The organism is Streptomyces sp. NPDC050422 (genome assembly GCF_044458665.1).
In the GTDB taxonomy this organism is placed as follows: domain Bacteria; phylum Actinomycetota; class Actinomycetes; order Streptomycetales; family Streptomycetaceae; genus Streptomyces.
In genome coordinates, this window is the sequence record NZ_JBITIE010000026.1 from 1 (window position 1) to 14,370 (window position 14,370).

The 14,370-nt window shown below is 72.4% G+C and carries 13 protein-coding genes; 6 read left to right on the plus strand and 7 right to left on the minus strand.

Features of this window, described 5'->3' with window-relative positions:
- Positions 1–253: 253 nt before the first annotated feature.
- Both ACIBJG_RS32970 and ACIBJG_RS32975 read right to left on the minus strand, forming a co-directional pair.
- Positions 254–775 (minus strand): EF-hand domain-containing protein, encoded by a 522-nt coding sequence (locus tag ACIBJG_RS32970; RefSeq protein WP_399313185.1) that lies wholly within the window; start codon positions 773–775, stop codon positions 254–256.
- A 90-nt stretch (positions 776–865) separates the two neighbouring features.
- Positions 866–1,189, minus strand: a complete 324-nt coding sequence (locus ACIBJG_RS32975; RefSeq protein ID WP_399313351.1) for an STAS domain-containing protein — start codon at positions 1,187–1,189, stop codon at positions 866–868.
- Between the two features lie 436 nt (positions 1,190–1,625).
- Here ACIBJG_RS32975 and ACIBJG_RS32980 point away from each other — a divergent pair, with 436 nt between their 5' ends.
- Both ACIBJG_RS32980 and ACIBJG_RS32985 read left to right on the plus strand, forming a co-directional pair.
- Entirely contained in the window at positions 1,626–2,225 is a 600-nt protein-coding gene (locus ACIBJG_RS32980) for an RNA polymerase sigma factor (protein WP_399313187.1), read from the plus strand.
- Complete coding sequence (locus tag ACIBJG_RS32985) at positions 2,222–3,562, plus strand: zf-HC2 domain-containing protein (protein WP_399313189.1); 1,341 nt, start codon at positions 2,222–2,224, stop codon at positions 3,560–3,562. Before ACIBJG_RS32980 ends, ACIBJG_RS32985 begins: the two co-directional genes overlap by 4 nt.
- Positions 3,563–3,569: 7 nt before the next feature.
- Here the strand turns inward: ACIBJG_RS32985 and purU are convergent, their stop codons facing one another.
- Both purU and ACIBJG_RS32995 read right to left on the minus strand, forming a co-directional pair.
- Positions 3,570–4,448: a formyltetrahydrofolate deformylase gene (gene purU, locus ACIBJG_RS32990; RefSeq protein WP_399313191.1), complete on the minus strand. Its 879-nt coding sequence runs from the start codon at positions 4,446–4,448 to the stop codon at positions 3,570–3,572.
- A gap of 42 nt (positions 4,449–4,490) precedes the next feature.
- Complete coding sequence (locus ACIBJG_RS32995) at positions 4,491–4,934, minus strand: hypothetical protein (protein ID WP_399313353.1); 444 nt, start codon at positions 4,932–4,934, stop codon at positions 4,491–4,493.
- Between the two features lie 174 nt (positions 4,935–5,108).
- On the opposite strand from ACIBJG_RS32995, the gene ACIBJG_RS33000 reads away from it, so the two are divergent.
- Entirely contained in the window at positions 5,109–6,389 is a 1,281-nt protein-coding gene (locus tag ACIBJG_RS33000; protein WP_399313193.1) for an ABC transporter substrate-binding protein, read from the plus strand.
- 20 nt (positions 6,390–6,409) lie between these two features.
- Here the strand turns inward: ACIBJG_RS33000 and ACIBJG_RS33005 are convergent, their stop codons facing one another.
- Positions 6,410–7,954, minus strand: coding sequence for a hypothetical protein (locus tag ACIBJG_RS33005; protein ID WP_399313195.1), 1,545 nt, complete (start codon positions 7,952–7,954; stop codon positions 6,410–6,412).
- A 222-nt stretch (positions 7,955–8,176) separates the two neighbouring features.
- Positions 8,177–9,559: a transcriptional regulator gene (locus tag ACIBJG_RS33010; RefSeq protein WP_399313197.1), complete on the minus strand. Its 1,383-nt coding sequence runs from the start codon at positions 9,557–9,559 to the stop codon at positions 8,177–8,179.
- 322 nt (positions 9,560–9,881) lie between these two features.
- On the opposite strand from ACIBJG_RS33010, the gene ACIBJG_RS33015 reads away from it, so the two are divergent.
- From ACIBJG_RS33015 to ACIBJG_RS33025, 3 genes are all read left to right on the plus strand, one after another.
- Positions 9,882–10,538 carry a bifunctional DNA primase/polymerase gene (locus tag ACIBJG_RS33015; protein ID WP_399313199.1) on the plus strand — a complete coding sequence of 219 codons (657 nt, stop codon included), beginning with the start codon at positions 9,882–9,884 and terminating at the stop codon, positions 10,536–10,538.
- A 137-nt stretch (positions 10,539–10,675) separates the two neighbouring features.
- On the plus strand, positions 10,676–11,506 hold the full coding sequence (locus tag ACIBJG_RS33020; RefSeq protein WP_399313201.1) for an ABC transporter ATP-binding protein: 831 nt from the start codon (positions 10,676–10,678) through the stop codon (positions 11,504–11,506).
- A complete protein-coding gene (locus ACIBJG_RS33025) occupies positions 11,503–13,155 on the plus strand; it encodes a transporter (RefSeq protein ID WP_399313203.1) in 1,653 nt (550 codons plus the stop codon). The genes ACIBJG_RS33020 and ACIBJG_RS33025 overlap by 4 nt, the downstream gene beginning before the upstream one ends.
- Before the next feature lie 49 nt (positions 13,156–13,204).
- Here the strand turns inward: ACIBJG_RS33025 and ACIBJG_RS33030 are convergent, their stop codons facing one another.
- Positions 13,205–14,098 carry an alpha/beta fold hydrolase gene (locus ACIBJG_RS33030; protein ID WP_399313355.1) on the minus strand — a complete coding sequence of 298 codons (894 nt, stop codon included), beginning with the start codon at positions 14,096–14,098 and terminating at the stop codon, positions 13,205–13,207.
- Positions 14,099–14,370 lie beyond the last annotated feature (272 nt).

Consider the following 14,370-nt stretch of genomic DNA (forward strand, 5'->3'; position numbering starts at 1 on the left):
CGCACGGCGGCCGGGTCCGGGGGCGTGCAGGGGAGTCCCCGCAGGACGACGAACAGATACCCGGGTCCGCTACGTACCCGCCGAACGTTCGTCGTCCGAGGAGACGCCCCGGAGGGACCCCGGACCCCCACCCACCGGGGAACCGCGCCTCCGCAACGCGGAGCACCCGCACCAACCAGCCCGTCCGGCGCTTGAGGACGGAACCGGTCCGCCGGAGCAACCCGCACCAAGGACCGGGGCAACCGGTCAAGGGCTACGCGTCAGGCTCGATCACCGTGAAATACGCGGCGAACGCCGCCACCGCCTCCGCCTCCGCGATCCGCCCGTCGCGGTCCGCGTCCAGGCTCTGCGCGGCGAACGCCGCCGCGTCCGGGCTCGCGCCCAGGACCCGCAGGGCGCGTTCGACGGCGGCCACCGCGGCGGTGCCGCCGTCGTCCTGGTCGGCCACCGCGATCGCCGCCCGCAGGAAGGGGCGGGCGATCTCCGCGAAGCGCTCGGGGTTGTCGCGGAGCCGTTTCACCGCACCGCCCACGAACTCCTCACGGGTGACCCGCTGGTCCCCGTCCACGTCGGCGATGCCCGCCATGCCCTGCCAGAACGCCTCGGCCCCGCTGTAGAGCGCCTGGCCCTTGTCGCAGCGGGCCGTCGTACCGAATTCGGTGAGCAGACGGGCCGCGGCGGCGTTGAAATCGGCGCGATCGATGTATCCGTTGCCGTCCTGGTCGAAGGCGGCGAAGCGGAAGGCGATCTTGCGCTCGTACTCTGCGCTGTCCATGCGGGGAGCGTACGACGCCCGCAGGCGTCACGTGTCACTTACGCGCGTCACCGGTGTGACAACCCGGTACGCGGAGGGGCCTGCGGCGGCTCAGGCCGAGAGCGGCTGGGCTTCGTCGTCGACGGCCGCGTCCCAGTCCGGGTAGACCTCGAAGAGCCGGCGTACGCCCAGCGCCGCGAGCACCCGGTTGACGTGGGAGCCGTCCTCGGCCCCCCGGGCGGGCAGGATCAGCCGCAGACGGCCGCCGCAGGAGCGCATCAGCCGGCGGGAGGCGATCAGGACGCCCACACCGCTGGAGTCGCAGAAGAAGACCTCGGAGAGGTCGAGGACGACGTTGTGGCGGCCCACGGCCACCGCGTCGTGGACGGACTGGCGGACGACGGGTGAGGTCACCAGATCCAGCTCGCCGTGCATGTGCAGCACGGTCCACGCGCCCTGCTCGCTCTCGGCCACGCCGAACGGCTTCCCGGAACGTTCCTGGGCGAGCCAGGGGGCGTGGGTGGCTGCGGCCGGATGGGGGTTTCCAGGAGTGCTCACGCGACTGGGCCTCTCGTTCCGGGGATCCCGGGGGATTCCAGCGATCCGGAAGTTTGCGTTCCTCCTCGCGGCTGCCCCGGTGCACTACCCATGAAACACCGCTCCCCAAAGGAAGGCCCAGAACACTTTCGGGCAGAAATGATCACTTCAGGTCCGATTCCGGTGCTGCGGGGTGCCGCATTCTCTACCATCCAGGGCGATCGCGGGGACGTACTTGCCGTAAAGGGGCGTGCTCGGTCAGCCTTGCCGACTACATTCGATGTGACGAGGGGTACAGGGCGAGAGGCCCTGACGGCACAGGGCTGGGGGTCGCATGGCCAAGAACGCACCACCCCGCTGGGACCGCAGCATGCAGCAGCGGCTGGCACGCGGTGAGGCGGCCGCCCTCGGCGAGCTCTACGACCGGTTCGCGTCCCTCGTGCACAGCCAGGCCAACCGGATGCTCGACGACGAGAGCGCCGCGGACCTCGTCACCCGCGAGGTGTTCGGTTACGTGTGGGAGAACCCCGACGCCTACGACCCCAAGCAGGGCTCGATGCGCTCCTGGGTGGCCCGGCTCACGCACCGCGAATCCGTGCAGCGGTTGCGCGGGACCATGGCCGCCTCGGAGGCGGACGGGTACGGCGGACACGACGAGGCCGCCGTCGACCCGGTCGACCTGGAGGAACGCGTGCGCCTGGCCACCGCCGCGGCGCGCGCCGACTACATCGTCGCGTCCATGCCCGCACCACTGCGGGCAGCACTGGAGCTCGCGTACATCCAGCGCCGCGACTACCGGCAGACCGCGACCGACCTCGGGGTCACCGAGGACGAGGCGCGCCGCCGGCTGCGGCTCGGGCTGCAGCTGCTGTCCACGGCGCACACCCGGCCGCTGGAGGGCTCCTCGCCGCCCGGATACGGACGGCCTCTGTGACCGACGACGCGGAAGGCCGCGACGAGAGCGGCGGCGACGGAGACGGCCGGGACGACGAGGTGCGGGGCGCCCCGCGCATACCGGGGCCACGGGCCGCCGCGGATGACTTCGACCCGGGCCGGTTCGTCCAGCCGCCGCCCGTACCCGTGTCCCAGGAGGCGGAGCCCGTGCCGGAACACGCGCGGCTCGACGACGATCCGCCCGCCCCGGTGCTGCCGCACAGCGTCCTGAAGGCCCTTCTGGGTGCCTGGGCGCTGACCGCGTGCTCGGCCGAGGAGACGGAGGCCGTCGAGGTCCATCTCACGGAGTGCGCCCCCTGCGCGGACGAGGCTCTGCGGCTGCGTGACGCGGTCGGCCTGCTGCACACCGACCGCACTCTGGACCTGGATCCGATGCTCCGGAGCCGGGTGCTGGAGAACTGTCTGAGCCGCCGGCCGGCCAAGATCCCCGTTCCGGAGTGGGCCGCGCCGTACGACGCGGAGACGGCCCGGCTCGACGCGCTGCTGCGCGACATCGGCGACTCCGAGTGGCACGCCCCGGTGCGGCTGAAGTGGTTCGAGGGCGAGCGCGGAGTGAACCGCAAGACGACGGTCGCCGGCGTCATCGGTCATCTGCTGACCGTCGACGGCCTGGTCAGCAGCGCGCTCGGCCTCGACGACCCGCTCGCCGAGAGCGTCCCCGGCACCCCGCGCCGGGGTGCCGGGCTGCCGCTCGCTCCCACTCCGCGCACCGAGACGTACTGGTCGGCCGCCCGGCGCCCGCCGACCCGCACGGTCCGAGAACCGTGGCGCGCCCAGAGCCACACCCTGATCCGCACGGTGTCCTTCGCGGGGCGCGGGGTGTCGGAGCTCTCCGTCTCGTACGGCGACTTCGCCCTGCCGTTACAGGACGCCCTGCTGGACCGCGCCTTCGAGTGCTGGCTGCACGCCGGCGACATCGCGGACGCGGTGGACTACCCGTACGAGACGCCCTCCGCCGCGCACCTGCACCGGATGATCGACCTCGCGGCGCGGCTCCTGCCGGCCGCCCTGGCCGAGCGGCGCCGGGCGGGGCTCGCCGGTCCGGCCCGCCATCTCGTGACGGCCGGGTCCCCGGGCCGCTCGCTCCATCTGGAGGTCGAGGGTTCGGGCGGCGGCAACTGGTACATCGCGCTGGACTCCCCCGCCGCTCTCGGATCCCCCGACCACACGGTGGCGCAGGTCGCGCTGGACAGCGTGGAGTTCTGCCAGCTGGTGGCGGGGCATGTGCAGCCCGTGGAGGCGGCGGCCGGTCAGCGCGGGGACCGCGACGCCATCCGGGACGTGCTCTTCGCGGCGGCCTCGCTCAGCAGGCTGTGAACCGCGCCTACGCGAAGATCACCGTACGGCGGCCGTTCAGCAGGATGCGCCGCTCCGCGTGCCACTTCACCGCGCGCGCCAGGGCCTGGCACTCCACGTCACGCCCGACGGCGACCAGCTGGTCCGGCGTCACGCCGTGGCCCACCCGCTCGACCTCCTGCTCGATGATCGGCCCCTCGTCGAGGTCGGCCGTGACGTAGTGCGCCGTCGCACCGATCAGCTTCACACCGCGGGCGTGCGCCTGGTGGTACGGCTTGGCGCCCTTGAAGCTCGGCAGGAACGAGTGGTGGATGTTGATGATCCGGCCGCTGAGCTGCTTGCACAGATCGTCCGAGAGGACCTGCATGTAGCGGGCCAGGACGACCAGCTCCACGTTCTCCTCGCGGACCAGCTCCAGCAGCTGTGCCTCCGCCTCCGCCTTGTTCTCCCTGCTCACGGGGATGTGGCGGAAGGGAACGTCGTACGAGGCGACGAGCTCGGCGAAGTCCGTGTGGTTGGAGACGACCGCCGCGATCTCGACCGGCAGGGCGCCGATCCGGGAACGGAACAACAGGTCGTTGAGGCAGTGGCCGAACTTGCTGACCATCAGCACGATCCGCATCCGGTCCGAGGAGCGGTGGATCTGCCAGTCCATCCGGAACGAGTCGCCGATCGCGGCGAAGCTCGCCCGCAGCTTGTCGAGCGTCACCGGGCTGTCCGCCGAGAAGTGGACGCGCATGAAGAACAGGCCCGTGTCGTGGTCCCCGAACTGCTGGCTGTCCTCGATGTTGCAGCCGGTCATGAAGAGATAGCTCGACACGGCGTGCACGATGCCCTGTTTGTCGGGGCACGAGAGCGTGAGGACGTACTGCTCGGGGGCGGTGTCAGCAGGCTGCGGGACGGTCATCCCCGTAGCGTGCCACACCGTCCGCGGTTCGGAGGAAGCCTCTCAGGACCTGGTCATGATGCGGAGCACGTCCAGCGAGCGGGGCGGGACGTCCGGGTCCTCGCCGTCGTTCGTGGCGAGCAGCACATGGGCTTCGCGGGCGGCCCGCACGGCCTCCGGCCAGCCGTGATGCTCCAGGTAGGCGGAGACGGGGGCGTCCGCGCCGACCTGGTGCATGATGCGCAGCACCCGCAGCACGGCGACGTCGACGAGGGCGGCCTCACCGGAGTCCCGGAAGACCGTGCCGACGTACTTCTCGGCGGACCAGTTGTCGAGCCAGGTGTCCTCGACCAGGCGGTACACGGCGTCGGTGATGTCGCCGTATCCCTCCCGGCCGGCCAGCCAGCACTCGTGGTGGAAGACGGGGTCGGAGAGCATGTGCAGCGCCGAGCGCACGTTGCTGCGCCAGCGCCACCAAGGAATGTCATTGAGCGGCATGCCGCCCATGGTGGAGGAGCGACGGCCGCGACGGGAAGAGTTCTCGGAACCTTGCTGCACGGTTGTCGATCGTACGTTCCCTTTCCGGCTTTCCCTACGGGCCCCTGCAATTCACCTGGACGTCACCGAGCGTTGAGCGGAGCACACTGCCGCGTTACCCGGGGACGGGAAGTGTCTGTGCCCATGACCGGACGGCGACGCCCCACCCTCCCCCGCCCCATCAGGTTGCTCACCGGTGCGGTGGCGGCAGGGGCTCTGCTGATGACCGGCTGCGGTGCACTCCCTGGGGCCTCGGGGGACTCCAGGGAGTCCGTCACCGTCGTGACATGGGCGCCCAGCGGCGCCTCGGGCCCGGAGGCCGCCAACATGGCGGGCATGACCGCGATGGCTCAGGCGTACGCCCGCTGGATCAACGGCGAGGGCGGGATCGACGGGCACGAGCTGCGCGTGATCACCTGCGACGAGCAGGACACCTCGATCGGCGCGGGCGACTGCGCCCGCCGGGCCGTCAAGGAGAAGGCCGTCGCCGTGCTCGGCTCCTACAGCCGGCACGGGCGGTCGTTCATGGCGCCGCTCGAAGTCGCCGGAATCCCGTACATCGGCGGCTACGGCGCCTCCGAGGAGGAGTTCCGGAGCTACATGTCCTACCCGGTCACCGGCGGCCAGTCGGCGCTGCTGGCGGGCAACGCGAAGCAGCTGGCCGCCACCTGCGACCGGGTCTCCCTGGTGCGCCCCGACACCCTGGGCGGCGACAGCCAGGCGTGGCTCCTCAGCACGGGCCTCACCGAGGCCCGCCGGCCCGCACCGGTCGACGTCCGGGCGGCCGAGGGCGCCACGTCGTACGACGAGGCAGCCGGGCGTGCGCTGACGGGGGCGGGCCATGACGGCGGCTGCGTGACGGCCGTGCTCGGCGACCGTACGGAGACCTTCTTCGACTCCTTCAGACGGCTGGAGCCGGCCGACGGATCGGTGCGGGTCTCCTCGGTCCTCGGCAGCATCGGACAGCCGCTCATCGACCGCACCGGCGGCAGCAAGAGCCCGTTCGAGGGCGCGTACGTCACCGGCTGGTACCCGGCCCCGGGCGATGCGCGCTGGGACCTGATGCGGCAGGTGATCAGCAAGCACGCCTTCGGCGACAACCGCATCGACCCGGACGACACCGGCGTGCAGACGACCTGGGTCGCCTACACGGCCCTGAAGTCGATCGTCGAGTCGCTGGACGAGGCGGAGATCACGTCCCGGAAGGTCACCAAGGCCCTCAACGACGGCACCCAGGTGGACACCGGCGGCCTCACTCCCGCGCTGCGCTGGCGCTACGAGGACATGATCGGCTCGTCCGCGTACCCGCGCATCGTGAACAGCAAGGTGACGTTCCAGGTCGTGCGCGACGGCCGGCTGGTCGCCGACAGCAAGGGCTTCGTGGATGTGACGAAGACGCTGTCGGACGCCAGCGCGACCGGCTGAGAGGCTGTCGGGGACCGCGCTCAGAGCGCGGTGGACGCGTGCTTCGTCAGGCCGTACTTCGTCGCGATGGCGTTCCACAGTCCGGCCGCCTGCTTCTTGGCCTTGGTCGCCTCACCGCTCTGCACGTTGGCCTGCTGGTAGTGCGAGGTCGGGCGGGCCTTGCCCTTCTTGCACACCTTCTTACTCTTGGCCTGCGCCGCCCAGGCGGCGTAGTGGTCGTCCGCGGACGCGGACGCCTGCCAGGCCTTGGTGAGCGAGGCCGTCAACTGCCCGTTCTCCGGCAGCTTGTCGACCGACAGCCCCTTGAGCCGGGTCACCAGGTCGCGACGCTGCTGGGCGGCACCCTTGAGATCGGCGACCGCCTTGTCCAGGTCGGTGCAGTTCTTGGCCTTCTCCACCGCGCCGATCACCGCGGACCGGCTGTTGTTGCTGTCCGCCAGCAGCTTGTCGAGTGCCTCGGCCTGCGGCTTCGCCGGGTCGGGCGCGGCCTGGGTGGAGGGCTGAGCGGCGGGCGAACTCGCCGCCGCCACCGGCTGCTTGCTGTCGTCGCCCTTGTCGTCGCCGCCGCTCATCAAGGCGCCGGCTCCCAGCCCGATCACGGCGCAGCCGACGACGACCGCGGCGATCAGCGGGACGTGCGCGGACCTCTTCCGCCGTCCCTCCTGCCCGTCGTGCGGCAGCCCGTCCTCGGGTCCCGTGTACGGAGGCGCCTGCTGGTACGCCGGGGGAGGCGGCCCGCCCCGGTACTGCTGCTGCCCGCCCTGATGCTGCGGGGGCTGCTGGTGCTGCGCGGGGTCGAACCGGGGCATCTGCTGTGTGGCGCCCGCGGGTTCGTCGTTGCGGAAGAGGTTGTCGAACTCCGCGGGCGGCTGCCGCTCACCCGGTGTCCCGGGCCGGATGCCGTACGGGGCACCGCCGGGCACGGGCGGTATGTACTGGGTCGCGTCGGCGTCCTGGCCACCCTGCGCGGGCGGCGGCGCGGCGTGAGAGCCGGGCTGCTGGTACGCCTGCTGCTGGGCGTGGCCGAGGAACTGCGTGGACTCCGCCGGGTTCACCGGCGGCAGTCCGCCCGGCCCGGGACCGCCCGGTACCGGCGCGATGTACTGCGTGGCGTCCACGTCGCCGCCCCCGCCGGGCACCGCCTCGGGCGGCAGCGGCTGGGCGTACGGCGACGGCTGGGGCGGCCGGGGCTGCTGCGGCTGCTGCACGTGCTGCGGCTGGGCGTGCGGAGCCTGGCCGTACCCGTGCGCGGGAGCCTGCTGCCCCTGGTCGTACTGCCCCGGCTGCGCCTGCTGCCCGTACTGCCCCTGCTGCTGCCCGTACGCGCCCTGCTGGTCCTGCCCGTATCCGCCCTGGCCCTGGTACTGCGCCTGCTGGGCGGGGTCCTGGTGGGGCGCCTGCGGCCCCCAGGGCTGCCCCCACGGCTGACCGCCCGCGGGGGCCGCCTGGTCCGCGGGTCCCCCCGGCGTCCAGGGCTCGCCGCCACCCGCGGGCAGCACGACACCCTCGTGCGCGGGTCGTACAGCAGGGAGCTGCTGCTCGTCACCCTGTCCGCTCTGTGTCACCGGGACTCCTACGTGTAAACCTACGGAATCGTCGGCTCACGCTATCGGGTGGTTGCCGCCCTTCGCCAAGCGCGTGTTGTCGCTCACCACCCCTTCACACCGGCTGTAACACCCTGCTCCCTTAAGACGCAGTTAAGGGGGCGCCCGCGCGACAAGGCCCCGGACAGGCGGGCGGTACGGCCCCGGACAGGCGGGCGGTACGGCCCCGGAACGCCCCTCCCGTCAGGCCGCCTGCAGCTCCAGACGGGCGCCGAACTCCCGCACCGCGGGCTCGTCCCCGTACGGCACCAGGCGCTGCTGCAGATCGTCCAGATACTCCGCGCCCCGGCTGGAACGCACCGTGCCCAGCAGCTCCATCGCCCGCGTCCCGGTGTGGCAGGCGTGCTCCACCTCACGCATCTGCACCTGCGCCGCGGCCAGGAGGGCCAGCCCGATGCCCCGTCGGCGGGCACGGGACGCCGGAAGACCGCCCAGGGCCTCCTTCGCCCGGCGCGCGGCTGCCTCCGCCTGGCCGAGGTCGCGATGGCAGTGCGCCAGCTCGTCGGCCAGGTAGGCGTGGTCGAAGTGGACGATCCATTCGGGATCGTCGCCGCTGTCCGGATCGGCCTGCTCCAGCGCCGTCAGTGCCCGGCCTGCCACCGCCTGGCTGGTGCGGGCGTCCCCGAGCAGCGCGTGGCCGCGCGCCTCCGCCGCGTAGAACATCGCCTCCGCCCGCGGTGTGACCCGCCCGCGCGCCCCTTCCTGCGCCGCTCTGGCCAGCTGCGCGATCTCCCGCGGATTGCCGAGCTGGGCCGCGAGGTGGCTCATGGAGGCCGCGAGCACATAGCCGCCGTAGGCGCGGTCGCCCGCCGCCTGGGCGAGACGCAGGGCCTGGATGTAGTAGCGCTGGGCCAGGCCCGGCTGGCCCGTGTCGATCGCCATGTACCCGGCGAGCTCGGTGAGCCGCGCGACCGCGGCGAACAGCTGCCGCCCGGTCGACTCGCGGTACGCCCCCGAGAGCAGCCCGGAGACCACGCTGTTCAGGTAGTGCACCAGGACCGGCCGCACGTGCCCGCTGCCGAACCGGTGGTCCAGGTCGACCAGCGCCGCCGTCGTCGCCCGCACCGCCTCGACGTCCGGCATCCCTACCCGGGCCCCGGCGACCCGCGCCACCTGCGGGTCCGCACCGGTGATCAGCCAGTCGCGGCTGGGCTCGACCAGCGCCGAGGAGGCCACGGCGGAACCGGACAGGAAGTCACGGCGGCCGACGTCGCTGCGCCACAGCTCGCAGACCTGCTCGATCGCCCCGGTCACCGTCGGGGCGAACTGCAGGCCTACGCCGGAGGCCAGGTTCTTGCCGTTGGCCATCCCGATCTCGTCAATCGTGACCGTACGGCCGAGCTTGCGGCCGAGCGCCTCGGCGATGATGCCCGGCGCCCTGCCGCGTGGTTGCTGTCCGCGCAGCCAGCGGGCCACGGAGGTCTTGTCGTAGCGGAGGTCGAGCCCGCGCTCGGCCCCGACCATGTTGACGCGGCGGGCGAGGCCCGCGTTGGAGCATCCGGCTTCCTGAATGAGCGCCTGGAGCCGTTCGTTCGGCTGGCGTGCGACGAGAGGCCTGGCTGCCATGTTTCTCCCCCTGAGGCCGCAGTGATCGGTGAAGGGATCACTGCCCGACATATGCCTGAGAAATTCGCCGATTCATCGTGTTGGTCACTTTTGACGCGTCTTCGCCCTTTCCTCCCGGCACGCGCCCTAAGATGCCGAACGAACTGTGCCGGATCTCCGGTATGTGGCTACCCGCCCGCCGCCCCCGTCCCTCCCGCGCGCCCCCGCCCATGCATCGATGCGCCCCATGTGCGGGCGCGTTGGGCCGTAACCGCGCTCGCCGCGCCCGTAACCCCAGGTGGCGGCGGGAGTTGTGCTGGGCGTGGAAGAGCCCATCGGAGTCATGGAAACCGCACAGATCCCCCAGCAGCGAGCCGAGCAGCTGCTCGACGCCGCGGTGCGGTACGCGGAGGAGCGGCACTGGGACGTGTGCCCGGGCACCTGGCTGGAGCCGGCCGGCGGCACGGAACAGTGCTCGTGCGGCGAGGCCGGCTGCGCGGCGCCCGGCGCGCACCCGACCCGGGCCGACTGGGCGGGCCGGGCCACCGGCAGCGGCGCGGCGGCCCGCAGGATGTGGACCCAGCACCCCCGGGCCTCGATCCTGTTGCCGACCGGCCGCGGCTTCGACGCGATCGACGTACCGGAGTCGGCGGGCTTCCTGGCGCTGGCCCGGATGGAGCGGATGAGCCTGCCGCTCGGCCCGGTCACCCGCACCCCCGACCGCCGGATGCAGTTCTTCGTCCTGCCGGGCTCCGCCGCCAAGGCAGACGGCCTCGTCCGCAGGGTCGGCTGGGACGCCGCGGCGATCGGCCTGCGCGGAATCGGCGAGGGCCACTACATCGCCGCCCCGCCCACCCGCGTCGGCGGCGCCGGAGCGGTCCAGTGGGCCCGCAGCCCCTCCACGGCCAACCGCTGGCTGCCCGAGGTGGAGGAGCTCATCAGCCCCCTCGCGTACGCCTGCGGTCGCGAAGCCGCCGACGCGCGGGGGCGCCGTTCCTAGGCCCTGTACGGAGTTCCCCGTCGTCCGCGCGGAACGTGCGTGCCGGGCGCCGGGGCACAGACAGGGAACTCCGTACAGGACCTGGGGCGCCTTTCGTAGGGTGTCCCCAAGTACGGGGACTTCGAAGGGCGCTCACGATGCCGGACCGGACAGAAACAGAAGATGCCGACCGGGCCGTCGAGCCCGACGTTCCGCGGGCGGCGGCGCCCGCGGTGCGGGTGGAAGGGCTGTGGAAACGATTCGGCGACCACACAGCGGTCGCCGGCATCGACCTGGTGCTGCCGGCGGGCAAGTTCATCGGCCTGGTGGGCCCCAACGGCGCCGGGAAGACCACCACCCTGTCCATGGTCACCGGCCTGCTCCGCCCCGACCTGGGCCGGATCGAGATCGGCGGCCGCGACGTCTGGCGCGACCCGGTCGAGGTGAAGTCCCGCATCGGCGTCCTGCCCGAGGGCCTGCGGCTCTTCGAACGCCTCTCGGGTCGTGAACTCCTCGCCTACACCGGCAGGTTGCGCGGTCTGCCGGGCGACGAGGTGGACAGCAGGGCCACCCAGCTGCTGGACGTCCTGGATCTGGCAGGCGCCCAGCACAAACTCGTCATCGACTACTCGACGGGCATGCGCAAGAAGATCGGGCTCGCCGCCGCGCTGCTGCACAACCCCGAAGTACTCTTCCTCGACGAACCGTTCGAGGGCGTCGACCCGGTGTCGGCGCAGACCATCCGCGGAGTGCTGGAGCGCTACACCCGCTCGGGGGCGACCGTCGTCTTCTCCAGCCATGTGATGGAGCTCGTCGAGTCGCTCTGCGACTGGGTGGCCGTCATGGCGGCGGGCACCATCCGCGCCCAGGGCACGCTCGACCAGGTCCGCGGCGACGCGCCCTCGCTGCAGAACGCCTTCCTCGAGCTCGTCGGCGCGGGCGACCGCGACCACGGCGCCGCTCTGGACTGGCTCGGCGGTGCCCGATGAGCGTGCTCGACGCCCCGGCCGGCACCGGCCCCCGTACGAGCGGCCCGGCAGGCGGTACGGACCTGGTCCCCGTCCTCGTACGCCTCAAGCTCGCCCTGCTCCGCAACGGGCTGCGGCAGTCGGCCGGCCGCCGGGCCGTGTACATCGCCTCCGTCGCCGTCACCCTGCTGATCGCCCTGGGCCAGCTGATCGGGCTGATCGCGCTGCGCGGCCACGCCCACACGGGCTCCCTCGTCGTGCTGCTGGCCGCGGTGCTGGCGGTCGGCTGGGCGGTGATGCCGCTCTTCTCCGCCGCCGGGGACGAGACCCTCGACCCGAGCCGCCTCGTGATGCTGCCGCTGCGCCCCCGGCCCCTGATCACCGCGCTGCTGGTGTCCTCACTGGTCGGCATCGGCCCGCTGTTCACGCTCTGCCTGGCGCTCGGTTCGGTCATCGCGCTGGCGCACGGGGCGGGCGCGGTGGTGTTCGCCGTCCTCGCGGCCCCGCTGACCCTGCTGGTCTGCGTCGCGCTGGCACGGGCCGTCGCCACGGCCAACACCCGGCTGCTGACCTCCCGCAAGGGCCGCGATCTGGCGGTGCTCAGCGGGCTGGTGATCGCGGTCGGGGTCCAGGGCGTCAACTTCGGCGTTCAGCGGCTCGGCCGGGCGGGCGGGCTCTCCGCACTCGACCCGGCCGCGGACGTGGTGCGCTGGCTGCCGCCCGCCTCGGCGATCGGCTCCGTGGACTCCGCGTCCCAGGGGGCGTACGGCCGGGCCGCCGTACAACTGCTCCTCTCCGCGGCCGCGCTGGTCCTGCTGATGGTGCTGTGGCGGCGCAGTCTGGAGAAGCTGATGACGGCGCCGGACGGCTCGACGCTCTCCGCCGCCGAACCGGCCCGTACGAAGTCCGCCACGGACCGCTCCGGCCTCTGGGCACTGTTCCCCGAGGGGCGCACCGGCACGGTGATGCAGCGCAGTCTGCGGTACGTCGCACGGGACCCGAAGACCAAGGCCGCCTGGGTGACGGCGCTGGCGATCGGACTGATCGTGCCGCTGCTCAACGCCCTGCAGGGCACGGGGTCGGTCTACTTCGCGTGCTTCGGCGCCGGGATGCTCGGCATCCAGATGTACAACCAGTTCGGGCAGGACACCTCCGCGTTCTGGATGGTGGCGCTGACGATCTCCTCGCCCCGTGACGCGTACCTGGAACTGCGGGCGCGGGCGCTGGCCCTGCTGCTGATCACCCTCCCGTACACGGTCCTGGTAACGGTCCTGACGGCGGCGGTGCTCGGCGACTGGGGGGCGCTGCCGGGGGTCATGGGGCTGTCGTTCGCCCTGCTGGGCGCGATGCTGGCGACGGGTGCGGTGGCGTCGGCGAACTTCCCGTACTCGATCCCGCAGGACGGTGCGTTCAAGAACGTGGTACCCGGGCAGGCCGGGCTCGCCTGGATCTCGATCTTCGGCGGCATGGTCTCGGCGGCGCTGCTGTGCTCCCCCGTGATCGGTCTGACGATCTGGCTGCATCTCGCCGACGCGGAGACCTGGCTGTGGCTCCTGCTGCCGGTGGGTGCCGTCTACGGTGCCCTGATCGCCTGGGGCGGGCTGCGGGTCGCCGCGCCGCGCACGGCGGACCGGCTGCCGGAGATCCTGACGGCGGTCAGCAAGGGGTGACGGGCCGGGGCGGCGCCGCGGCCGTTACGGAGTCACCTGTTCCAGGTCGTTACGGAGCCACCGGCTCCAGGTCGTCCCGGTTGTCCTCGGCGAGCTGCTCCAGGAAGGGTTCGACCGCGGCGCGCCAGCCCTCGGGCCGGTCGTAGTGGACGAGGTGTCCGGCGTCGGCCACCTCCGCGTACTGCCCGCGGGGCAGCACCCGGACCATCTCCTGGGCCTCCGCCCGGCCCAGCTCGCCGTCCAGGCCGCGGAGGACCAGGGTCGGGCACCTGACCTGCGCCAGCTCCTCCCAGTGCGCGTCGAAGACCCAGGTGGCGCGGGAGGTGAGCATCTGCCGGCGGGAGAAGACGGGCCGCCAGCCGTCGGCGCGCTCGGCCATCACCTCGGCGAAGAACTCGCCGCGGGCGGGATTCGGGCGTTCCACCCAGGGGTCGTCCTCGCCGAACCACTTCCGTACGTCGGCCAGGGTGGCGAACGGAACGGGCCAGGACGTGAACCAGTCCTCCCACTCCCGCTGCGAGGCCGCGCCGAGCGCGGAGGCCCGCATGTCGCAGATGACCAGGGCCCGGACGAGGTCCGGGCGCTTCGCGGCGAGCTGCCACGCGGTGAGCGCTCCCATGGAATGCCCGACGAGGGTGACGGGGGCGAGGCCGAGCTGTTCGATCGCGGCCTCGGCGTCGGCTACGTACGCCTCACGCGTGTACGGGCCCTCGGCCGGCTTCTCGCTGCGGCCGTGTCCGCGCTGGTCGAGGCCGACCGCCCGGTACCGCTCGGCGAGCCAGCGGGTGGTGGAGGCCCAGTGCGAGGCCCGGCCCATCAGTCCGTGGAGCAGTAAGACACCTCCGGCGCGCTCCGCTTCCGCGCGCCCCTTGGGCGGGTCGGCGAACTCCCAGGCCGCGAGGCGTACGCCGTCGGTTCCCGTCACATCGATGCGCTGCACCATCTGCTCTGGCACCCCCTTCTGGTCCCTCGATCACCATGTGGTCGCGTCAGCCAGACTATCGAACCTTTATTCGAAAACCGGGTTCCGCCGCACAACACCGCTCGTTCGAGTGACCTGCTCCCAGGATTGATGTCGGCCACGGAGGGGAGATCTTCTCCGGGAGGCGGGCCACTCGGGGATGAGGGCTCGCGGGAACCGACCTCGAGAGCTCGGGGCTCCAGGTCGGGCCAGGGGAGGACAGGCCCCGGCGCCTTGCGGCGCCGGGGCCATCC

Coding starts and splice junctions, on each gene's coding strand:
- ACIBJG_RS32970 (WP_399313185.1), bottom strand. CDS start 775: ATGGACAGCGCAGAGTACGAGCGCAAGATCGCCTTCCGCTTCGCCGCC.
- ACIBJG_RS32975 (WP_399313351.1), bottom strand. CDS start 1,189: ATGCACGGCGAGCTGGATCTGGTGACCTCACCCGTCGTCCGCCAGTCC.
- ACIBJG_RS32980 (WP_399313187.1), top strand. CDS start 1,626: ATGGCCAAGAACGCACCACCCCGCTGGGACCGCAGCATGCAGCAGCGG.
- purU (WP_399313191.1), bottom strand. CDS start 4,448: ATGACCGTCCCGCAGCCTGCTGACACCGCCCCCGAGCAGTACGTCCTC.
- ACIBJG_RS32995 (WP_399313353.1), bottom strand. CDS start 4,934: ATGGGCGGCATGCCGCTCAATGACATTCCTTGGTGGCGCTGGCGCAGC.
- ACIBJG_RS33000 (WP_399313193.1), top strand. CDS start 5,109: ATGACCGGACGGCGACGCCCCACCCTCCCCCGCCCCATCAGGTTGCTC.
- ACIBJG_RS33010 (WP_399313197.1), bottom strand. CDS start 9,559: ATGGCAGCCAGGCCTCTCGTCGCACGCCAGCCGAACGAACGGCTCCAG.
- ACIBJG_RS33015 (WP_399313199.1), top strand. CDS start 9,882: ATGGAAACCGCACAGATCCCCCAGCAGCGAGCCGAGCAGCTGCTCGAC.
- ACIBJG_RS33020 (WP_399313201.1), top strand. CDS start 10,676: ATGCCGGACCGGACAGAAACAGAAGATGCCGACCGGGCCGTCGAGCCC.
- ACIBJG_RS33025 (WP_399313203.1), top strand. CDS start 11,503: ATGAGCGTGCTCGACGCCCCGGCCGGCACCGGCCCCCGTACGAGCGGC.
- ACIBJG_RS33030 (WP_399313355.1), bottom strand. CDS start 14,098: ATGGTGCAGCGCATCGATGTGACGGGAACCGACGGCGTACGCCTCGCG.